The organism is Streptomyces yongxingensis, assembly GCF_055597465.1.
In genome coordinates this window covers 95,813-115,559 of the sequence record NZ_CM145717.1, presented here as the reverse complement: position 1 = coordinate 115,559, position 19,747 = coordinate 95,813, and the positions used below count along the sequence as shown (strand labels likewise).

Below are 19,747 nucleotides of genomic sequence, written 5' to 3'. Positions count from 1 at the left end.
GGGACGACAGGGAAACCGCGGGGGCGAGCCGTAACTGTGGCTCCTACCGATGCCGTGAACAGGCGTGTCCCTGGAGCATCGCCCCGTTGGAGTGGATGCACGGTTTGGTTGGCGCCTGGATCCCCGACCACCGTCGGGATCGCGACTGCCCGAAGTCCGTCACAGTCGTTCTCCTTCCTTCGTCGGATGCTCCCGCCCGTAAGGAGTTCTTGTGATCCCCGCGTCGTATGCGCAGCGTCAGATGTGGTTGCTGGACCAGCTGGAAGGCCCGACCGCGCTCTACAACATCCCGCTGGTGCTGCGGATGTCCGGACGGCTGGACGTCGTGGCGCTCCGGGCCGCGCTGGACGATGTCCTGGCCCGGCACGAGAGTCTGCGCACGCGATTCCCGCAGCTGGGCGGGGAGCCGTACCAGGAGATCCTTCCCCCGGACGAGGCGAGCGTCGAGCTGACCCTGGTTCCCACCGCTGCCGACGAGCTGGAATCCGGTATCGCCCGCGCGTCCCTGGACGTGTTCGACCTGGCGGCCGAAATCCCCCTGCGGGCCACACTGCTCACGCCGGTGTCCGGGCAACCGACGGTGGACCGCGACGCGCCGGTGACCGGTGAGTGTGTGCTGGTGCTGGTGGTGCACCACATCGCGGCCGACGGGTGGTCGGTGGCCCCGCTGTGGCGGGACCTCTCAGAGGCGTATGCGGCGCGGTGCACCGGGCGTGAGCCGGGCTGGGAGCCGTTGCCGGTGCAGTACGCCGACTACAGCCTGTGGCAGCAGGAGTTGCTGGGTGAGGCACACGACCCGGACAGTGTGCGGGCCAGGCAGCTCGCGTACTGGCGGCAGGCCCTGGCCGGGGCGCCGGAGCAACTGGCCCTGCCGGTGGACCGGCCGCGGCCCGCGACAGCCGATCACGACGGCGGACTGGTGCGGCTCGACCTGCCGGCCGAACTGCACGCCGAATTGGCGGAGCTGGCGGCTCGGCAGGACGTGACGATGTTCATGGTGTGGCAGGCCGCGGTGGCGGTGCTGCTGTCCAAGCTGGGCGCGGGCGAGGACATCCCGATCGGCAGCCCGGTCGCCGGGCGGACCGAGCAGGACCTGGAGGATCTGGTCGGGTTCTTCGTGAACACGCTGGTGGTGCGCACCGACCTGTCCGGTCCCCCGACCTTCGCCGAGGTACTGGGACGGGTGCGGCAGGCGGCCCTGGGCGCACTGGAGCACCAGGACCTGCCGTTCGAGCGGCTGGTGGAGGAGCTGGCCCCGGCCCGCTCGGTGGGCCGGCATCCGCTGTTCCAGGTCAACGTCACACTCCACAACACCCCCGCGGGGACGCTGGAACTGCCGGGCCTGACGGTCCAGGTCCGCCCCGGCGAGATACCCCTGGCCAAGTTCGACCTGGACTTCCAGGTGATGGAACGATTCGACAGCCAGGGCCGGCCGGCCGGTATGGAGGCCGTGCTCATCTACGCCGCCGCCCTGTTCGACCAGGCCACGGCCGAAGGCTTCGTCACCCGCCTCGTCCGGGTCCTGTGCGAGGTCGTCGCCGATCCCGACATCGGGCTGGACCGTGTCGAGGTGGTGGACGCCGACGAACGCCGGCGGACGCTGGTCGAGTGGAATGACACCGCGCGCCCGGTGGCGGCTGCGACGGTGCCGGAGCTGTTCGGCGCGCAGGCCGCTCGCACTCCCGAGGCCGTGGCGGTGGTATCGGGCGAGGAACGGGTCTCGTACGCGGAACTGGAGGCGGAGTCAAACCGGTTGGCCCGGTACCTGATCGCGCGGGGTGTGGGTCCGGAGTCGCTGGTGGCGGTGGCGATGGACCGCTCGCCCGAGCTGGTCACGGCGCTGCTGGCGGTGATGAAGGCGGGTGGTGCGTATCTGCCGGTCGACCCGGAATACCCGTCCGAGCGCATCACCTCCATGGTGGCGGACGCGGCCCCGGTCGCCTCGCTGACGACTGCCGAGGTCGCCGGCCGGCTGGGCCGGGAAGGACCACATGCCGGACCGTCCGTGGCGCGGTGGATCGTGCTGGATGATCCGGCGGTGCGGGCCGAGGTGGCGGAGCAGGACGCACACGCCCTGGTCCAGGGCGACCGAGTCGCCCCACTCCGGCCCGAACACCCGGCCTATGTGATCTACACCTCTGGATCGACCGGTGCTCCCAAGGGTGTTTCTGTTGCTCATACGAATGTGGCGGCCCTTTTGCAGGGGGCGGGGGAGCGGTTCGGCTTCGACAGCGGGGACGTGTGGACCTGGTTCCATTCCTTCGCGTTTGACTTCTCGGTCTGGGAGCTGTGGGGCGCGTTGCTGCACGGCGGGCGCCTGGTGGTGGTTCCGTTTGACATCTCGCGCTCCCCCGGGGAGTTCCTGCGCATGCTGGCGCGGGAGCGGGTGACGGTGCTCAGCCAGACTCCTTCGGCGTTCTACCAGCTCGTGCAGGCCGACGGGCGGCATGCCGAGGTGGGTACCGAGTTGGCGCTGCGGTTGGTGGTGTTCGGCGGTGAGGCGCTCGATCTCCGCCGGTTGCGGGAGTGGTACGCCCGGCACCGGGGTGAGGCGCCGACGCTGGTGAACATGTACGGCATCACCGAGACCACCGTGCATGTCAGCCACCTCCGGCTCGACGCGGCCATGGCGGACGAGGAACACCCGGGCAGTCTCATCGGCCACCCGCTGGACAACACTCGGGTGTACGTCCTCGACGACTTCCTCAATCCGGTGCCGGTGGGCGTGGCTGGTGAGCTGTACGTGGCCGGCGCCGGGCTGGCCCGGGGTTACCTGCACCGTCCGGGCCTGACCGCCGAGCGGTTCGCGGCCTGCCCGTTCGAGGGTGGTGGTAGCCGGATGTACCGGACCGGGGACGTGGTGCGCTGGACCAGCGGTGGGCGGCTGGAGTTCGTGGGACGGGCGGATGACCAGGTCAAGGTCCGCGGGTTCCGGATCGAGCCGGGTGAGGTGGAAGCCGTGCTGCTCGCCCACGAACGGGTGGGGCAGACCGCGGTGGTGGTCCGTGAGGATCAGCCCGATGACAAGCGTCTGGTGGCGTACGTGGTTCCGGCGAGCGGCGAATCCGCGACCATGAGCGCACTGGCCGGTGAATTGCGCAGGTACGCGAGTGAACGCCTGCCCGAGTACATGGTGCCGTCCGCGGTGGTGGTGCTGGACGGCCTGCCGTTGACGGTGAACGGGAAGCTGGACCGGAAGGCGCTGCCGGCGCCTGACACGTCCGTGTCGGCGCACGGGCCGCGTACTCCGCGGGAGGAGATCCTGTGCGAGGAGTTCGCCGCGGTCCTCGGACTGCCGCAGGTGGGCATCGACGACAACTTCTTTGAACTGGGCGGACACTCGCTGCTCGCGGTGTCGTTGGTCGAACGGTTGCGGCAGCGCGCGCTGACAGTTGACGTGCAGTCGTTGTTCACCGCACCGACGGTGGCCAGTCTGGCCGTGGTGGCCGGTCAGTCCGAGGTCACGGTCCCGCCGAACATGATTCCGGTGGGGGCGGAGGCGATCACGCCGGACATGCTGCCGCTGGTCGATCTGACCGGCGAGGAGGTTGCACGGATCGTCGAGCAGGTCCCGGGTGGGGCGGCGAACGTGGCGGACATATATCCGCTGGCGCCGTTGCAGGAAGGCATCTTCTTCCACCACCTCATGCGGGACAGCGGCAACGACGCATACGTCGTGTCCATCGTGTTGGAGTTTGATTCCCGGGCCCGTCTGGACCGGTACGTGGACGCTTTCCAGACGGTCGTGGACCGGCATGACACATTCCGGACGGTGTTCCTGTGGGAAGGCCTGCGGGAGCCGGTCCAGGTGGTACTCCGCGAAGCCCGGCTCCCCGTTCAGGAAATCACCCTGGACGGCGGAGCCTCCGACCCGGTGCGGGAGTTGCTGGCCGCGAGCGGTTCGGCGATGGATATCGGGCGGCGTCCTTTGCTGCGGATGTGTGTCGCGGCCCAACCGGACGGTGAACGCTGGCGTGGGGTGTTGCAGTTCCACCATCTCGTGCAGGATCACACCGCCCTGGATGTGGTGCTGGACGAGGTGCAGGCGGTCCTGGACGGGCGAGGGGATGAGCTCCCGGTGCCCTTGCCGTTCCGCACGTTCGTGGCACAGGCACGGATGGGAATACCTCCGGCCGAGCACGAGAGGTACTTCGCAGGGTTGCTGGGAGACGTGACCGAGCCCACGGCTCCGTTCGGGCTGGTGGACGTGCATGGGGACGGTACGGCTGTCAGGGAAGCCCGTCTGCCGGTGGACGGGCGGTTGGCGGTGCGGTTGCGGCAGCAGGCCAGCCTGCTGGGAGTGAGCCCCGCGACGGTGTTCCATACCGTGTGGGCCCGCGTCCTGGCGTCGGTGTCCGCCCGCGACGACGTGGTGTTCGGCACTGTGCTGTTCGGACGGATGAACGCCGGAGCGGGTGCCGACCGTGTCCCGGGGCTGTTCATCAATACGCTGCCGGTGCGCGCGCGCACCGGCAGCGGCATCGGTGTGCGGGACGGGATGCGCTCGATGCAGACTCAGCTGGCCGACCTGATCGTGCACGAACACGCCTCACTGGCCGTCGCCCAGCGGGCCAGCGGCGTCCGCGCCCCGGCTCCGCTGTTCACCGCCCTGCTGAACTACCGGCACTTCTTCAGCGGCGACTGGGTGGCGCCGAGGCCACACGGGACCGAGGTCCTCGGCTCCTGGGACCGGACCAACTACCCCCTGGTCGTGTCCGTGGACGACAGCGGCTACGACTTCGCCTTCGGGGTGCAGGTGGCTGCGGCGATCGACCCGGAGCTGATCACCCGCCTGCTGCATACCACCACCGAAAACCTGATCAGCGCTCTGGAACAGCATCCGGACACCCCACTCGAGCACATCGACGTCCTCCCCGCGGCCGAGCGGCAGCGGATCCTGACGGAGTGGAACGACACCGCCCGCCCGGTGCCCGTCACCACGCTGGCGGACATGTTCACCGCCCAGGCCACCCGCACCCCCGACGCCGACGCTCTGGCCTACGAAGACGTGCGGCTGTCCTACGCCGAGCTGGAGGCGCGTTCCAACCGCCTCGCCCGGTATCTGATCACGCGCGGAGTGGGGCCGGAGTCCCTGGTCGCGGTGGTGATGGAGCGCTCACCCGACCTGATCACCGCGCTGCTGGCGGTGGTGAAGGCCGGTGGTGCCTACCTTCCCGTCGACCCCGGCCAGCCCGCCGAGCGCGTCGCCTTCATGTGCGCCGACGCCGCCCCGGTCGCCTTGCTCACCACCACGGCGATCGCCGGCCGACTGCGTGAGCCCGACGCGGACGGGCACGGGCCGGAGACCGGCCCGCAGTGGATCACGCTGGACGACCCGGTGGTCCGGGCGACGGTGGCCGGCCAGGACGCGCGCGCACTCTCCCAGGCCGACCGGATCGCCCCCCTGCGCCCGGACCACGCCGCCTATGTGATCTACACCTCCGGCTCCACCGGGACACCCAAGGGTGTCGTGGTACCGCACGCGAACGCCGTGAACCTCATGGCCGACCGCTGGCCGGACCTGGACTCCGACAGTCGGCTGTTGCAGTTCGCGTCGATCGGCTTCGACGTCGCGACCTGGGAGATCATGATGGCGTTCTCCGCGGGGGCATGCCTGGTGGTGGCGCCGGCCGAGCACCTGCTGCCCGGAGCCGGGCTGGCCGGTGTGGTGGCCCGGCACGCCGTCACGCATATGCAGCTCCCGCCCACGGTCCTCGGCATGGTCGAGACCGTGGCCGAACTGGCGTCCGTGCGGACGCTGCTGGTCGCGGGTGAGGCACTGGGCTCCGAACTCGTCGACCGGTGGGGCGCCGACCGCTGGTTCGGCAACGCGTACGGACCGACCGAGATCACCGTGATCGCGGCCTCCGCGGGCCCGCTGCGCCCCGGTGACCTGCCGTGCATCGGCCGGCCGCTGCCCAACACCGGCGTCTATGTCCTCGATGAACACCTCGCACCCGTGCCGGTGGGGGTGGTCGGCGACCTCTACGTCTCCGGCGCAGGTGTCGCCCGGGGTTACCTGAACCGCCCAGGGCTCACCGCCGAGCGGTTCGTGGCCGATCCGTTCCGCGGGGCGGCTGGGCCCCTCTCCTCCGGCCCGGCGGCCGGGAGCCACTCGCAGCCCGATGGCGGGCAGGCAGGGCGCATGTACCGCACCGGCGACAAGGTGCGCTGGACCGCCGACGGCCAGCTCCTTTACATCGGCCGTGCCGACGACCAGGTGAAGATCCGCGGTTTCCGGATCGAGCCGGGTGAGGTCGAGGCGGTGCTGGCCGGGCACGAGCGGGTGGCGCAGGCTGTGGTCATCGTCCGTGAGGACACTCCCGGTGACAAGCGTCTGACGGCCTACCTCGTCCCCGCCGGTGACCCCGGCACGGCCGCCGGCGAAGGGCTGGAGTCGGCAGTGCGCGGGTACCTCGCGGGCAGGCTGCCGGAGTACATGGTGCCGTCGGCGATCGTGGTGCTGGAGCGGCTGCCACTGATGGTGAACGGCAAGCTCGACCGGGCCGCCCTCCCGGTGCCGGACTACGCCTCCGACGCGGGACGGAGGCCCGTCACCATGCGCGAGGAGCTCCTGTGCTCGCTCTTCGCACAGGTGCTGGGCCTGGCCCGGGTCGGGGTCGAGGACGACTTCTTCTCCCTCGGCGGGCATTCACTGCTCGCGGTGCGGCTGGTCAGCAGGGTCCGCGCGGTCTTCGGTGCGGAGGTGCCGGTGCGGGCGCTGTTCGAGACGCCGACCGTGGCCGGCCTGACCGTACGGCTGGAGCGGGCCGGTGGCGATGAAGCGCGGCCCGCGGTGGTGGCCGGACCACGTCCGCCGGTGTTGCCGCTGTCGTACGCTCAGCGCCGGTTGTGGTTCCTGGATCGTCTCGAAGGCGCGAGCGCGCTGTACAACGTTCCGCTGGTGCTGCGGTTGTCCGGGCGGCTGGACGTCCCCGCGCTGCGGGCGGCGCTGGCCGATGTGGTGGCGCGGCACGAGAGTCTGCGGACGCGCTTTCCGGAGGTGGAGGGGGAGCCGTACCAGGAGATCGTGCCTGCCGCCGAGGCGAGTGTCGCCCTGCCACTGATCCCGGTCGCCGCCGCTGACGAGCTGGCGGAGCGGATCGACCAGGCGTCCTCCCATGTCTTCGACGCGGCGGCCGAACTGCCCGTGCGGGCCACCCTGTTCGCGCTCGACTGGGACCAGCAGCCGCCGCCGGAGGACGGCCTGGTGGTGACGGGTGAGTCCGTGCTGGTGCTGGTCGTGCACCACATCGCGGCCGACGGCTGGTCGATGGGGCTGCTGCGGCGGGATCTGTCGGTGGCGTACGCGGCGCGCTGTGCGGGGAGCGCGCCGGGCTGGGAGCCGTTGCCGGCGCAGTACGCGGACTACACGCTGTGGCAGCGGAAGGTGCTGGGTGAGGCGGACGATCCGGACAGCGTGCTGGCCGGCCAGCTGGCGTACTGGCGGAAGGCGCTGGCCGGGACGCCGGAGGAACTGGCTTTGCCGGTGGACCGGCCGCGACCTGTGGAGGCCGGTCACCAGGGTGGGCTGTCCAGCTTCCGGATGCCCGCCGAACTGCATACGGAGCTGGCGGAGCTGGCCCGTGCCGAGGGCGTGACGATGTTCATGGTGTGGCAGGCCGCGGTGGCGGTGCTGCTCTCCAGGCTGGGCGCGGGGGAGGACATTCTCATCGGCAGCCCGGTGGCCGGGCGCAATGATCAAGCCCTGGAGGATCTGGCCGGGTTCTTCGTGAACACGTTGGTGATACGCACCGACCTGTCCGGTGACCCGACCTTCGCCGAGGTGCTGGGGCGGGTGCGGCGGTCTGCTCTGGGCGCGCTGGAGCACCAGGAGGTGCCGTTCGAGCGGCTGGTGGAGGAGCTGGCCCCGGCCCGTTCCATGGCCAGGCACCCGCTGTTCCAGGTCGCACTGACGCTGCACAACGTCCCGGACGTGGCGCTCGACCTGCCCGGGGTCGAGGTTGGCGTCATGCCGTCCGGGGCACAGGGCGCCAAGTTCGACCTGGACCTCGAGGTCATCGAGCGTTTCGACGCGCTGGGTCTGCCGGCCGGTCTGGACGGCGGCATCACGTATGCCACCGATCTGTTCGACCAGGCCACGGTGGACATGCTCATCACCCGGCTGATACGGGTCCTGCGGGCGGTGGTCGATGACCCCCGTCGGCCCATCCGTGGAATCGACCTGCTGGATGCCGCGGAGCGGAAGCAGATCCTGACAGAGTGGAATGACGCGGCGACGCCGGTACCCGGTGGGGAGCGCGTACCGTTCGCGGATGCGTCGGCCGACACGCGTGTCTACGTCCTGGACGCCTGTCTCGAACCGGTGCCGCCGGGGGTGGCCGGTGAGCTGTATGTAGCGGGTGCCGGGCTCGCCCGTGCGGAACGGTACCGTCCGGGTCCGGTCGCCGAGCAGATCGTGGCCTGCCCGTTCGAGGAACCTGGTGCCCGGATGTACCGCACCGGGGACGTGGTGCGGTGGAACCGCGCCGGTCAGCTGGAGCTCGTGCGCCGGGCGGAAGAGCAGGCGGAACCCGCCTCCGCCGCCCTGCCCGCCCCCGAGTCCCGATCCGGCACGGCACCGGGAAGGCGGCCGGCCACGGTGCGCGAGGACCTTCTGCGCGCGGTCTTCGCCCAGGTGCTGGGCGTGCCGCGGGTCGGGGTCGACGACAGCTTCTTCGAACTGGGCGGACATTCGCTCCAAGCGGTGCGGCTGGCCAGCCGGATCCGCACCGTGCTCGGGGTCGAACTGCCCATCCGCGCCCTTTTCGAGGCGCCGACCGTGGCCGGTCTGGCGGCGCGGCTGGAGCGGGCCGGTGGTGTGCCGGCGCGGTCGGCGGTGGTGGCCGGGCCGCGTCCGCGCGAGCTGCCGCTCTCCTACGCGCAGCGGCGGTTGTGGTTCGTGGACCGGCTCGAGGGCGCGAGCGCGTTGTACAACGTTCCGCTGGTGTTGCGGCTGTCGGGACGGCTGGACGTCTCGGCGTTGCGGGCGGCGTTGGGCGATGTGGTGGCCCGGCACGAGAGTCTGCGGACGCGTTTCCCGGAGGTGGAGGGGGAGCCGTACCAGGAGATCGTGTCTGTTGCCGAGGCGGGTGTGGAGCTGCCGGTGGTCGCGGTCGCCGCCGACGAGCTGGAGGCGCGGATCGACCGGGCGTGCTCGCACGTCTTCGACCTCGCGGGCGAGCTGCCCCTGCGCGCCACGCTGTTCACCTCTGCCACCGGCCCGTCGCCGACCGATGACGGGGCGGTGGTGACGGGTGAGTCCGTGCTGGTGCTGGTCGTGCACCACATCGCGGGCGACGGCTGGTCGATGGGGCTGCTGTGGCGGGATCTGTCGGAGGCGTACGCGGCGCGGTGTGCCGGGCGTGCGCCGGGCTGGGAGCCGCTGCCGGTGAGTTACGCGGACTACGCACTGTGGCAGCAGGGGATGCTCGGCGATCCGGCGGATCCGGACAGTGTGCTGGCCGGTCAGGTGGCTTATTGGAAGACCGAACTGCAAGGCGTGCCGGAGGAGTTGGAGCTTCCGGTGGACCGGCGGCGGCCCGCGGTGGCCAGTCACCGGGGCGGCTGGGCGGCGCTCGACGTTCCACCGGAACTCCATGCCGACCTGGCGGAGCTGGCCCGTGCCGAGGGCGTGACGATGTTCATGGTGTGGCAGGCCGCCCTGGCGGTGCTGCTGTCCAAGCTGGGCGCGGGTAAGGACATCCCGATCGGCACCGCGATCGCCGGACGGACCGACCAGGCCGTGGAGGACCTGGTCGGGTTGTTCATGAACATGCTGGTGGTGCGCACCGACCTGTCCGGTGACCCGAGCTTCGCCGAGGTGCTGGGGCGGGTGCGGCAGAGGGCGCTGGGCGCGCTGGAGCACCAGGAGGTGCCATTCGAGCGGCTGGTGGAGGAGTTGGCCCCGGCCCGCTCGCTGTCCAGGCACCCGCTGTTCCAGGTCACCATGACGGTGCAGAACGTTCCCCAGGCGACGATCGACCTGCCGGGCCTGGACGTCGAAGCCCACCCGGGCGAGGCCACCATGGCCAAGCTCGACCTCGACTTCCAAGTCGTCGAGCGGTTCGACGGACAGGGGCGGCCCGACGGCCTGCTCGGCGGGCTCACGTACGCCACCGACCTGTTCGACCAGGCCACGGCTGAGACGCTGGTCACCCGGCTGATCCGCCTCCTGAAGACCGTCACCGCCGGCCCTGCCCGTCCCATCAGCCGCCTGGACCTGCTGGACCCCGCCGAGCGGCGGCGACTGCTGACGGAATGGAACGGCGACCGCCGCCCGGCCGCCGTCACGGTGCCGGCGTTGTTCACCGCGCACGCCACCCGTGCCCCTGAGGCGATCGCCTTGGCGTCTGGCGAGGAACGGGTCTCGTACGGCGAACTGGAGGCCCGGTCCAATCGTCTCGCCCGGCATCTGACCGACCGTGGGGTGGCCCCCGAGTCCCTTGTCGGGGTGGTCATGGACCGGTCGATCGACCTCGTGACCGCTCTGCTGGCGGTGATGAAGGCCGGCGGCGTGTATGTGCCCGTCGATCCCGGCCAGCCGGCCCAGCGCATCGGGCAGGTGCTGCTCCAGGCCGGCGTCGATGTGTGCCTGGTCGACCAGGTGTACGCGCCGACCGTGCGGGAGCACGCCGGCACGGTGGTCGTGGCCGACGCGGACGAGGCGGAGGCCGCGTGGGCCGCTGCGCCGGACGCGGCCGTACCGGTGCGGGTCATGCCCGACCAGTTGGCGTACGTGATGTTCACCTCCGGATCGACGGGTGAGCCCAAGGGCATCGCGACCACCCACCGGGACGTGGTGGAACTTGCCGGTGACCGCTGCTGGCACTTCCCTGGGCAGGCCCGGGGCCTGTTCGCCGCGCCGCACACCTTCGACGGCTCCACCCTCGAACTGTGGGTACGGCTGTTGACCGGCGGACAGGTGGTCGTCGCCCCCAGGGGCCGGATCGACGCGGCGCTGCTCAGGTCGCTGGTCGGCGACCACGGGCTGACCCACGTCCAGCTGACCGCGGGTCTGTTCCGGGTGATCGCCGAGGAGGACCCCACCGCCTTCGCCGGGCTGCACGAGGTGTACACCGGCGCGGACGTGGTCCCCACCGCGGCGGTACGGCGGGTGCTGGAGGCCGTGCCCTCGATCACGGTCCGCAACACCTACGGTCCGACCGAGGTGACCGTCATCGGTACCCAGATCCCGATCCAGGATCCCAAGGCGATCGGGGATGTGGTGCCGGTCGGGTATCCGCTGGACAACACGCGGATGTACGTGCTCGACGAATTCCTCAACCCCGTGCCGGCGGGGGTGGCCGGTGAGCTGTACATCGCCGGCGCCGGGCTGGCCCGGGGGTATCTGAACCGTCCGGGGCTGACCGGTGAGCGGTTCGTGGCCTGCCTGTTCGAAGGCGGCGGTGGGCGCATGTACCGGACGGGTGACGTGGTGCGCTGGAACCGTGAGGGTCAGCTGGAGTTCGTGAGCCGGGCGGACGACCAGGTGAAGATCCGTGGCTTCCGCGTCGAGCCGGGTGAGGTCGAGGCGGTGCTGGCTCAGCACGAGCAGGTGGCTCAGGCGGTCGTCATCGCCCGCGAGGACACCCCCGGTGACAAGTACCTCGCCGCCTATGTCGTCCTCACCCACGGCGAGGCGGACGCGGAATTCGGCGCGGTGGCGCGGGACTTCACGGCGAGTCGGCTGCCGCAGTACATGGTGCCGTCGGTGGTGGTGCTGGAGCGGCTGCCGCTGACGGTGAACGGCAAGGTCGACCGTGCCGCGCTGCCCGCGCCGCACCACGCGTCCGGCGCCGGCACGGGGCCGGGCAGGCGACCGGCCACCGTGTACGAGGAGATTTTGTGCTCGGTGTTCGCCCAAGTACTCGACGTGCCCCGGGTCACTGTGGAGGACGACTTCTTCGCGCTGGGCGGGCATTCGCTGCTGGCCGTGCGGTTGGTCAGCCGGATCCGGGCGGTCATGGGTCTGGAGATCCCGGTCCCGGCGGTGTTCGAGGCGCCGACCGTGGCCGGTCTGGCGGCGCGGCTGGAGCGGGCCGGTGGTGTGCCGGCGCGGTCGGCGGTGGTGGCCGGGCCGCGTCCGCGCGAGCTGCCGCTCTCCTACGCGCAGCGGCGGTTGTGGTTCGTGGACCGGCTCGAGGGCGCGAGCGCGTTGTACAACATTCCGCTGGTGTTGCGGCTGTCGGGACGGCTGGACGTTTCGGCGCTGCGGGCGGCGTTGGGCGATGTGGTGGCCCGGCACGAGAGTCTGCGGACGCGTTTCCCGGAGGTGGAGGGGGAGCCGTACCAGGAGATCGTGTCTGTTGCCGAGGCGGGTGTGGAGCTGCCGGTGGTCGCGGTCGCCGCCGACGAGCTGGAGGCGCGGATCGACCGGGCGTGCTCGCACGTCTTCGACCTCGCGGGCGAGCCGCCCCTGCGCGCCACGCTGTTCACCTCCGGCACTGACCAGCCGTCACCCGATGCCGGGTCGGTGGTCACAGGCGACTGGGTACTGGTGCTGGTCGTCCACCACATCGCGGGCGACGGCTGGTCCATGGGGTCGCTGCTGCGGGACCTGTCGGCCGCCTACACCGCCCGCCGCGCCGGGCGTGCGCCGGGCTGGGAGCCGCTGCCGGTGAGTTACGCGGACTACGCGCTGTGGCAGCAGGGGATGCTCGGCGATCCGGCGGATCCGGACAGTGTGCTGGCCGGTCAGGTGGCTTATTGGAGGGCCGAACTGCGCGGTGCCCCGGAGGAGTTGGAGCTTCCGGTGGACCGGCGGCGGCCCGCGGTGGCCAGTCACCGCGGTGGCTGGGTGCCGCTGACCCTGCGGGCCGACCTGCACGCCCAGCTGGCGGAACTGGCGGCCCGGCAGGGTGTGACGATGTTCATGGTGTGGCAGGCCGCCCTGGCGGTGCTGCTGTCCAAGCTGGGCGCGGGGGAGGACATCCCGATCGGCAGCCCGGTCGCCGGGCGGAACGATCAGGCGGTGGAGGACCTGGTCGGGTTCTTCGTGAACACGCTGGTGGTGCGCACCGATCTGTCCGGTGACCCGAGCTTCGCCGAGGTGCTGGGGCGGGTGCGGCAGAGGGCGCTGGGCGCGCTGGAGCACCAGGAGGTGCCGTTCGAGCGGCTGGTGGAGGAGCTGGCCCCGGCCCGCTCGCTGTCCAGGCACCCGCTGTTCCAGGTCATGCTGGCGGTGCAGAACGTCCCCCAGGCGACGATCGACCTGCCGGGCCTGGACGTCGAGGCCCGGCCCTCCGAGGTCTCCATGGCCAAGTTCGATCTCGACTTCCACGTCGAAGAGCGCTTCGACGACCAGGGCCGGCCGGTCGGTCTGAACGGCGGGATCACCTACGCCTCCGATCTCTTCGACCGGGCCACGGCCGAGACGCTCGCCACCCGGCTGGTCCACATCCTCCGCACGGCCGCGGCCGACCCCCACCGGTCCCTTCACGGAATCGACCCGCTCGACGCCGACGAGCGGCGGCGAATCCTGACCGAGTGGAACGACACGACACGTCCGGAACCCGCGGCCACCGTGCCCGAGCTGTTCGGCGCGCAGGCCGCCCGGACCCCCGACGCCGTCGCGCTGGTCCGCGGCGACGAGCGGATGACGTACGCGCAGCTCGATGCGGAATCCAACCGCCTCGCCCGGCACCTGATCGGCCACGGGGTACGCCCCGAGTCCGTGGTCGCGGTGGTGATGGACCGCTCGCCCCAGAGGGTCGCCGTGCTGCTGGCGGTGCTGAAGGCCGGGGGCGCCTATCTGCCGATCGACCCGTCGTACCCCATCGGTCGCATCGGTCTCATGGTGGCCGACGCGGCGCCGGTCGCCCTGGTCACCACCGCGTCCTTCGCCGGCCGACTCGACCAGTCCGACTCGGGCCCCCTCGACCCGGTGTCAGGCCCGGACCGGATCACGCTGGACGATCCGGCGGTGCGGGCGGCGGTGGCCGGCGAGGACGACGGCCCGCTCACCCGGCTGGACCGTGCCGCACCGCCGCGTCCCGACCAGGCCACCTATGTCATCTACACCTCGGGTTCCACCGGCACCCCCAAGGGAGTCACGGTCACCCACCGGGGGATCGACCGCCTCGTGCGTCCGGCCGGGTACGCCGATGTACGTCCCGGTGACGTGGTGGCGCACCTCGCCTCGGTGTCGTTCGACTGCACCACCTTCGAGATGTGGATCGCCCTGGTCAACGGGGCGACACTCGCGGTCGGACCGGCCGGGACGCTGTCCGTGGCCGACCTCCGGCATTTCCTGACCAGCCATCAGGTCACCGTCGCCGTGCTGCCCACGGGCCTGCTGCACCAGGTGGTGGACATCGACGTCGCGGCACTGAAAGGCGTTCGGAGCCTTCTCACGGGCGGGGACGTACTGTCGGCACCCCACTGCCGGACCGTTCTCGATTCCCTGCCGGGCACCCGGCTCATCAACGGGTACGGCCCCACGGAGAGCACCACCTACACCCACACCCACCCGGTCACCGAGGTCGATGTCAGCGGCGCGGACGACGTCCCCATCGGACGCCCGTTGGCCGACACCCGGGCGTACGTCCTGGACGAGCGGTTGGCTCCGGTGCCGGTGGGGGTGGCGGGGGAGCTGTATGTGGCGGGTGCGGGGCTGGCCCGGGGGTATGTGAATCGTCCGGGACTGACCGCGGACCGGTTTGTGGCGTGTCCGTTCGAGGGGGCGGGTGCGCGGATGTACCGGACCGGGGATGTGGTGCGCTGGAACCGGGCTGGGGTGTTGGAGTTCGTGGGGCGTGCTGACGATCAGGTGAAGATCCGGGGTTTCCGGGTGGAGCCGGGTGAGGTCGAGGCGGTGTTGGCCGGCCACGAAGACGTCGCGCAGGCTGTCGTCGTCGCCCACGGGGAGGGCGCTGCCGACAAGCGCCTGGCTGCCTACGTGGCCCCTGCTTCTGGTGTGGCGGATGAGAGCTTGGCGGGCGCGTTGCAGGGCCATGTGGCCGACAGGTTGCCGGAGCACATGGTGCCGTCGACGGTGATGGTGCTGGAGCGGCTGCCGCTGACGGCGAACGGCAAGGTGGACCGGGCTGCCCTGCCGGAGCCGGACTTCGCGGCTGTGGCGGGCACGGGGCGTGGCCCCTCCGATCTGCGTGAGGAGTTGTTGTGTGGGGTCTTCGCGCAGGTGCTGGGTGTGGAGCGGGTGGGGGTGGACGATGACTTCTTCGCCCTGGGCGGGCACTCGCTGCTGGCGATGCGGCTGGTGAGCCGGATCCGCGCGGTGCTGGGTGTGGAGCTGCCGGTCCGGGCGGTGTTCGAGACACCGACGGCGGGGGAGTTGGCCCGACGGCTGGGTAAGCCGAGTGGTGCGGCCGTGCGGGCGACGGTGGTGGCGGGTGCACGTCCCGAAATGGTGCCGTTGTCGTTCGCGCAGCGCCGGTTGTGGTTCCTGGACCGCTTGCAGGGCCCGAACTCCACCTACAATATTTCCCTTTCGTCGCGGTTGTCGGGGCGGTTGGACGTGGCGGCGTTGCGGGCGGCGTTGGGGGATGTGGTCGCGCGGCACGAGAGTCTGCGGACGTGCTTCTCCCAGGTGGACGGGGAGCCGTACCAGCGGATCACGCCCGCGGACGAGGTTGTGGTGGATCTGCCCCTCACCACCGTCACCGCCGATAAGCTGCCGATGCGGATCGAGGGGCTCGTCCATCACGCCTTCGACCTCGCCGCCGAACTGCCTATACGAGCCGAACTGTTCGCCACGGTGTCGCAGTCGCCTGCGCAGGGCGAGACCGCCGATGGCGACGAGTGGATTCTCTGCCTCGTCATGCATCACATCGCGGTTGACGGGTGGTCGATGGGACCGTTGTGGCGGGATCTGTCGGTGGCGTATGCGGCGCGGTGTGCGGGATGTGCGCCGGAGTGGGAACCGTTGCCGGTGCAGTACGCGGACTACACGCTCTGGCAGCGAGAACTGCTGGGTGATGCCGGGGATCCGGACAGCGTCATGGCCGGACAGGTGGCGTACTGGAAGGCCGAACTACAAGGTGCGCCTGAGGAGTTGGTCCTACCGGTGGACCGCCACCGGCCTCGGGTGCCCAGTCACCGGGGTGGGACGGTTCCCCTGGATGTGTCTGCTGAGTTGCATGAGCGGTTGGCGGGGCTGGCGCGTGAGCAGGGCGTGACGATGTTCATGGTGTGGCATGCCGCGATGGCGGTGTTGTTGTCGCGGTTGGGGGCGGGACAGGACATTCCGATCGGTAGTCCGGTGGCGGGCCGGACGGACGATGCGCTGGAGGATCTGGTCGGGTTCTTTGTGAATACGTTGGTGGTGCGGACGGACGTGTCGGGGGATCCGTCGTTTGCTGAGGTGCTGGGGCGGGTGCGGCGGGCTGCGCTGGGGGCGTTCGAGCATCAGGAGGTGCCGTTCGAGCGGCTGGTGGAGGAGTTGGCTCCGTTCCGTTCGATGGCTCGGCATCCACTCTTTCAGGTGATGCTGGAAGTGCAGAACGTGCCTGAGGCGACGGTGGATCTGCCGGGCGTGGAGGCTGAGCCCGGTCCGGGCGATCTGCCGGTGGCCAAGTTCGATCTGCAGGTCGATGTAGTCGAGCGGTTCGATGGGCAGGGGCGGCCGGCTGGGCTGGTCGGTGAGATCGTGTATGCGTCGGATCTTTTCGACGAGGTGACGGTGCGAGCTTTGGGCGCCCGGTTGGTGCGGCTGCTGGAGGTGGTCGTAGCCGATCCGGATCGGCCTGTGCGCGGTATCGATCTGCTGGATGCTGCCGAGCGGTGGCGAATTGTCGCGGAGTGGAACGACACGGACCGTGCGGTGCCGGTGGCCACGGTGCCGGAGCTGTTCGGCGCGCGGGCCAGGCGCACTCCGGGCGCCGTTGCTGTGGTCTGGGACGGTCAGCAGGTGTCCTACGGGGAATTGGAGGTGGCGTCCAACCGGTTGGCCCGGTATCTGATCGGCCTGGGTGTGGGTCCCGAGTCGTTGGTCGCGGTGGTGATGGACCGGTCGGTGGAGTTGGTTGTGGCGCTGCTGGCGGTGTTGAAGGCCGGTGGTGCGTATGTGCCGGTCGACCCGGAGTATCCGGCTGCCCGTATCGCGGGCACGCTGGCCGATGCCGCCCCGGTGGCCGTGCTGACCGCGGCGGCGATGCGTGACAGACTGGGCGAGGACGGGGCGAGCGGCTGGGAGTGCGCGCCGGAGCCGATCGTGGTGGACGAGCCGTCGGTGCGGGAGGCGGTGTCCGGCCAGGACGCCGGCCCCCTCGCACCGGATGAGCTGGCCGGCCCTCTCACGCCGGATCACCCGGCCTACGCCATCTACACCTCCGGATCCACCGGCACCCCCAAGGGCGTCGTCATCACCCACCGGGATGTGGTCGACTTCGCCGCCGACCAGGGCTGGAAAACGCCCGAACCCCAGCGGGTCCTGATGCGGTCTCCGCACACCTTCGACGCGTCCGTCTACGAGCTGTGGGTGACGCTACTGGGCGGTGAGCAGGTGGTTCTCGCCCCGACGGGCCGCTTCGACGCCGCACTGCTACGGTCACTGATCACCGAGCACAGCCTGACCCATGTCCACCTGACTGCCGGACTGTTCCGCGTGATCGCCGAGGAAGACCCCACCGCCTTCGACGGCGTCACCGAGGTGAGCACAGGCGGCGACGTGCTGCCAGCGGACGCTGTCCGTCGGGTGCTGCGCGCTGTGCCCGGGACAACAGTTCGCAACACCTACGGCCCGACCGAGGCGACCCTGATCGCCACACAGATTCCGCTCACTGACGTTGAGCAAATAGCGGATACCCTCCCGATCGGGCGCCCGTTGGACAATACGCGTCTGTATGTGCTGGACGAGCGGTTGGCTCCGGTGCCGGTGGGGGTGGCGGGGGAGCTGTATGTGGCGGGTGCGGGGCTGGCCCGGGGGTATGTGAATCGTCCGGGACTGACCGCGGACCGGTTTGTGGCGTGTCCGTTCGAGGGGGCGGGTGCGCGGATGTACCGGACCGGGGATGTGGTGCGCTGGAACCGGGCTGGGGTGTTGGAGTTCGTGGGGCGTGCTGACGATCAGGTGAAGATCCGGGGTTTCCGGGTGGAGCCGGGTGAGATCGAGGCGGTGTTGGCCGGCCACGAAGACGTCGCGCAGGCTGTCGTCGTCGCCCACGGGGAGGGCGCTGCCGACAAGCGCCTGGTCGCCTACGTCGTACCGGAAGCGACCGAGGGAACGGACGGGACCCGTGAGGCAGCAGATGCCCTCGGTAACGGCGACGAGACTGATGGCGCTGGAACCCGTCTGGCCGAGGAGCTCAGGATGCTGGTGGCGGCTCGGTTGCCGGAGTACATGGTGCCGTCGGCAGTCGTACTGCTGGAGCGGCTGCCATTGACAGTGAACGGCAAGGTGGATCGCGCCGCCCTGCCGGCACCGGACTACGCCTCCGACACGGATGGGGGCCGTGGCCCGGCGACCGTGCGCGAGGACGTCCTGAGCGCGGTGTTCGCGCAGGTGCTGGGTGTGGAGCGGGTGGGGGTGGACGATGACTTCTTCGCCCTGGGCGGGCACTCGCTGCTGGCGATGCGGCTGGTGAGCCGGATCCGCGCGGTGCTGGGTGTGGAGCTGCCGGTCCGGGCGGTGTTCGAGACGCCGACCGTCGCCGGCCTGGCGGCGCGGCTGGAGCAGGCGGGGCCGCACGGGAGCCGGGGCATACTGCTTCCCTTGCGCTCGGGCGATGACCACCCGCCCTTCTTCTGTGTGCACGCGGGGCTGGGCCTGGGATGGGAGTACGGCTGGCTGGCCAACCACGTGCCCCCCCGCTACCCGCTCTACGCCATACGACCGCGCGGCCTCGTCGGCGACGAGACCCCGGTACCCGGTTCGCTGGTGGAGATGGCCGCCGACTATGTAACCGAGATGCGCGCCGTCCAGGCCACGGGTCCGTACTACCTGCTCGGCTGGTCCTTCGGCGGCAATGTCGTCCACGAGATGGCCGTTCAACTCCAGGAGGCGGGAGAGGAGGTGGCTGCCCTGGTCATTTTGGACTCCCACCCCGCGGCACGGCTGCCCTCTCAAGAAGAGGACGAGCAACATGCCAAGGACTACGAGCGGATGGTCCAGATACTCACGGGAGAAGAGCACGAGGCCTATCTGGAGATCATACGGAACAACGAGAACATCGCCCGCGGCCACAAGGAGCGCGAATTCGAAGGCGACGCGTTGTTGGTCACTACGGGGACCGAGAAGAAGGCGGAATGGTGGCAGCCCTACGTGACCGGCACCGTCCGCGAGCACAAGCTCGACTCAAGCCACTACGACTTGCTGTCGGACAGGGAGTCCGTACGGAAGATATGGGAAGCAATCGCGAAGGAGTTCGGTTTGGCCGGAACCGACTGACTCGCCCGAATGGGAACCGGACTGTCACCGCCCAGAACTGCGCCGATGGTCGTCATCCGACCCTGAGCCCGAAAACGGTGCGCTGACGCCGGCCTCCATCCGGCGGGCGGTGGTTTCGGTGCTTTTGTCACCGGTGCCGTCGCCCTGGTGGGAACGCCTCACGTCCGGTCCGGCCGTAACTGTGGTGATCGCGGATGTTTCTCCACCACGAGAACGACAGGTTGGGGCCGTATCCATTAGTTCTGTACGCCTACGAGGAATGTTGCCATGCGTGTTCAGGGCCCTGCCCCGATAGAGTATTATTCCGGACCACTCCCAAAGCTCGTTCTTCGTGCCGTACTCCGGTCGATCGTCGGCCGCTCAGCAAAGTGGAATAGCGCTCACATTCCATCCTATCGC

Annotated in this window: 1 protein-coding gene; it reads left to right on the top strand. The window is 70.2% G+C overall.

From position 1 onward, the window contains the following. Positions 1 to 211 precede the first annotated feature (211 nt). Positions 212 to 19,348, top strand: a complete 19,137-nt coding sequence (locus ACZ6TD_RS00470; RefSeq protein ID WP_471348862.1) for a non-ribosomal peptide synthase/polyketide synthase — start codon at positions 212 to 214, stop codon at positions 19,346 to 19,348. Positions 19,349 to 19,747 lie beyond the last annotated feature (399 nt).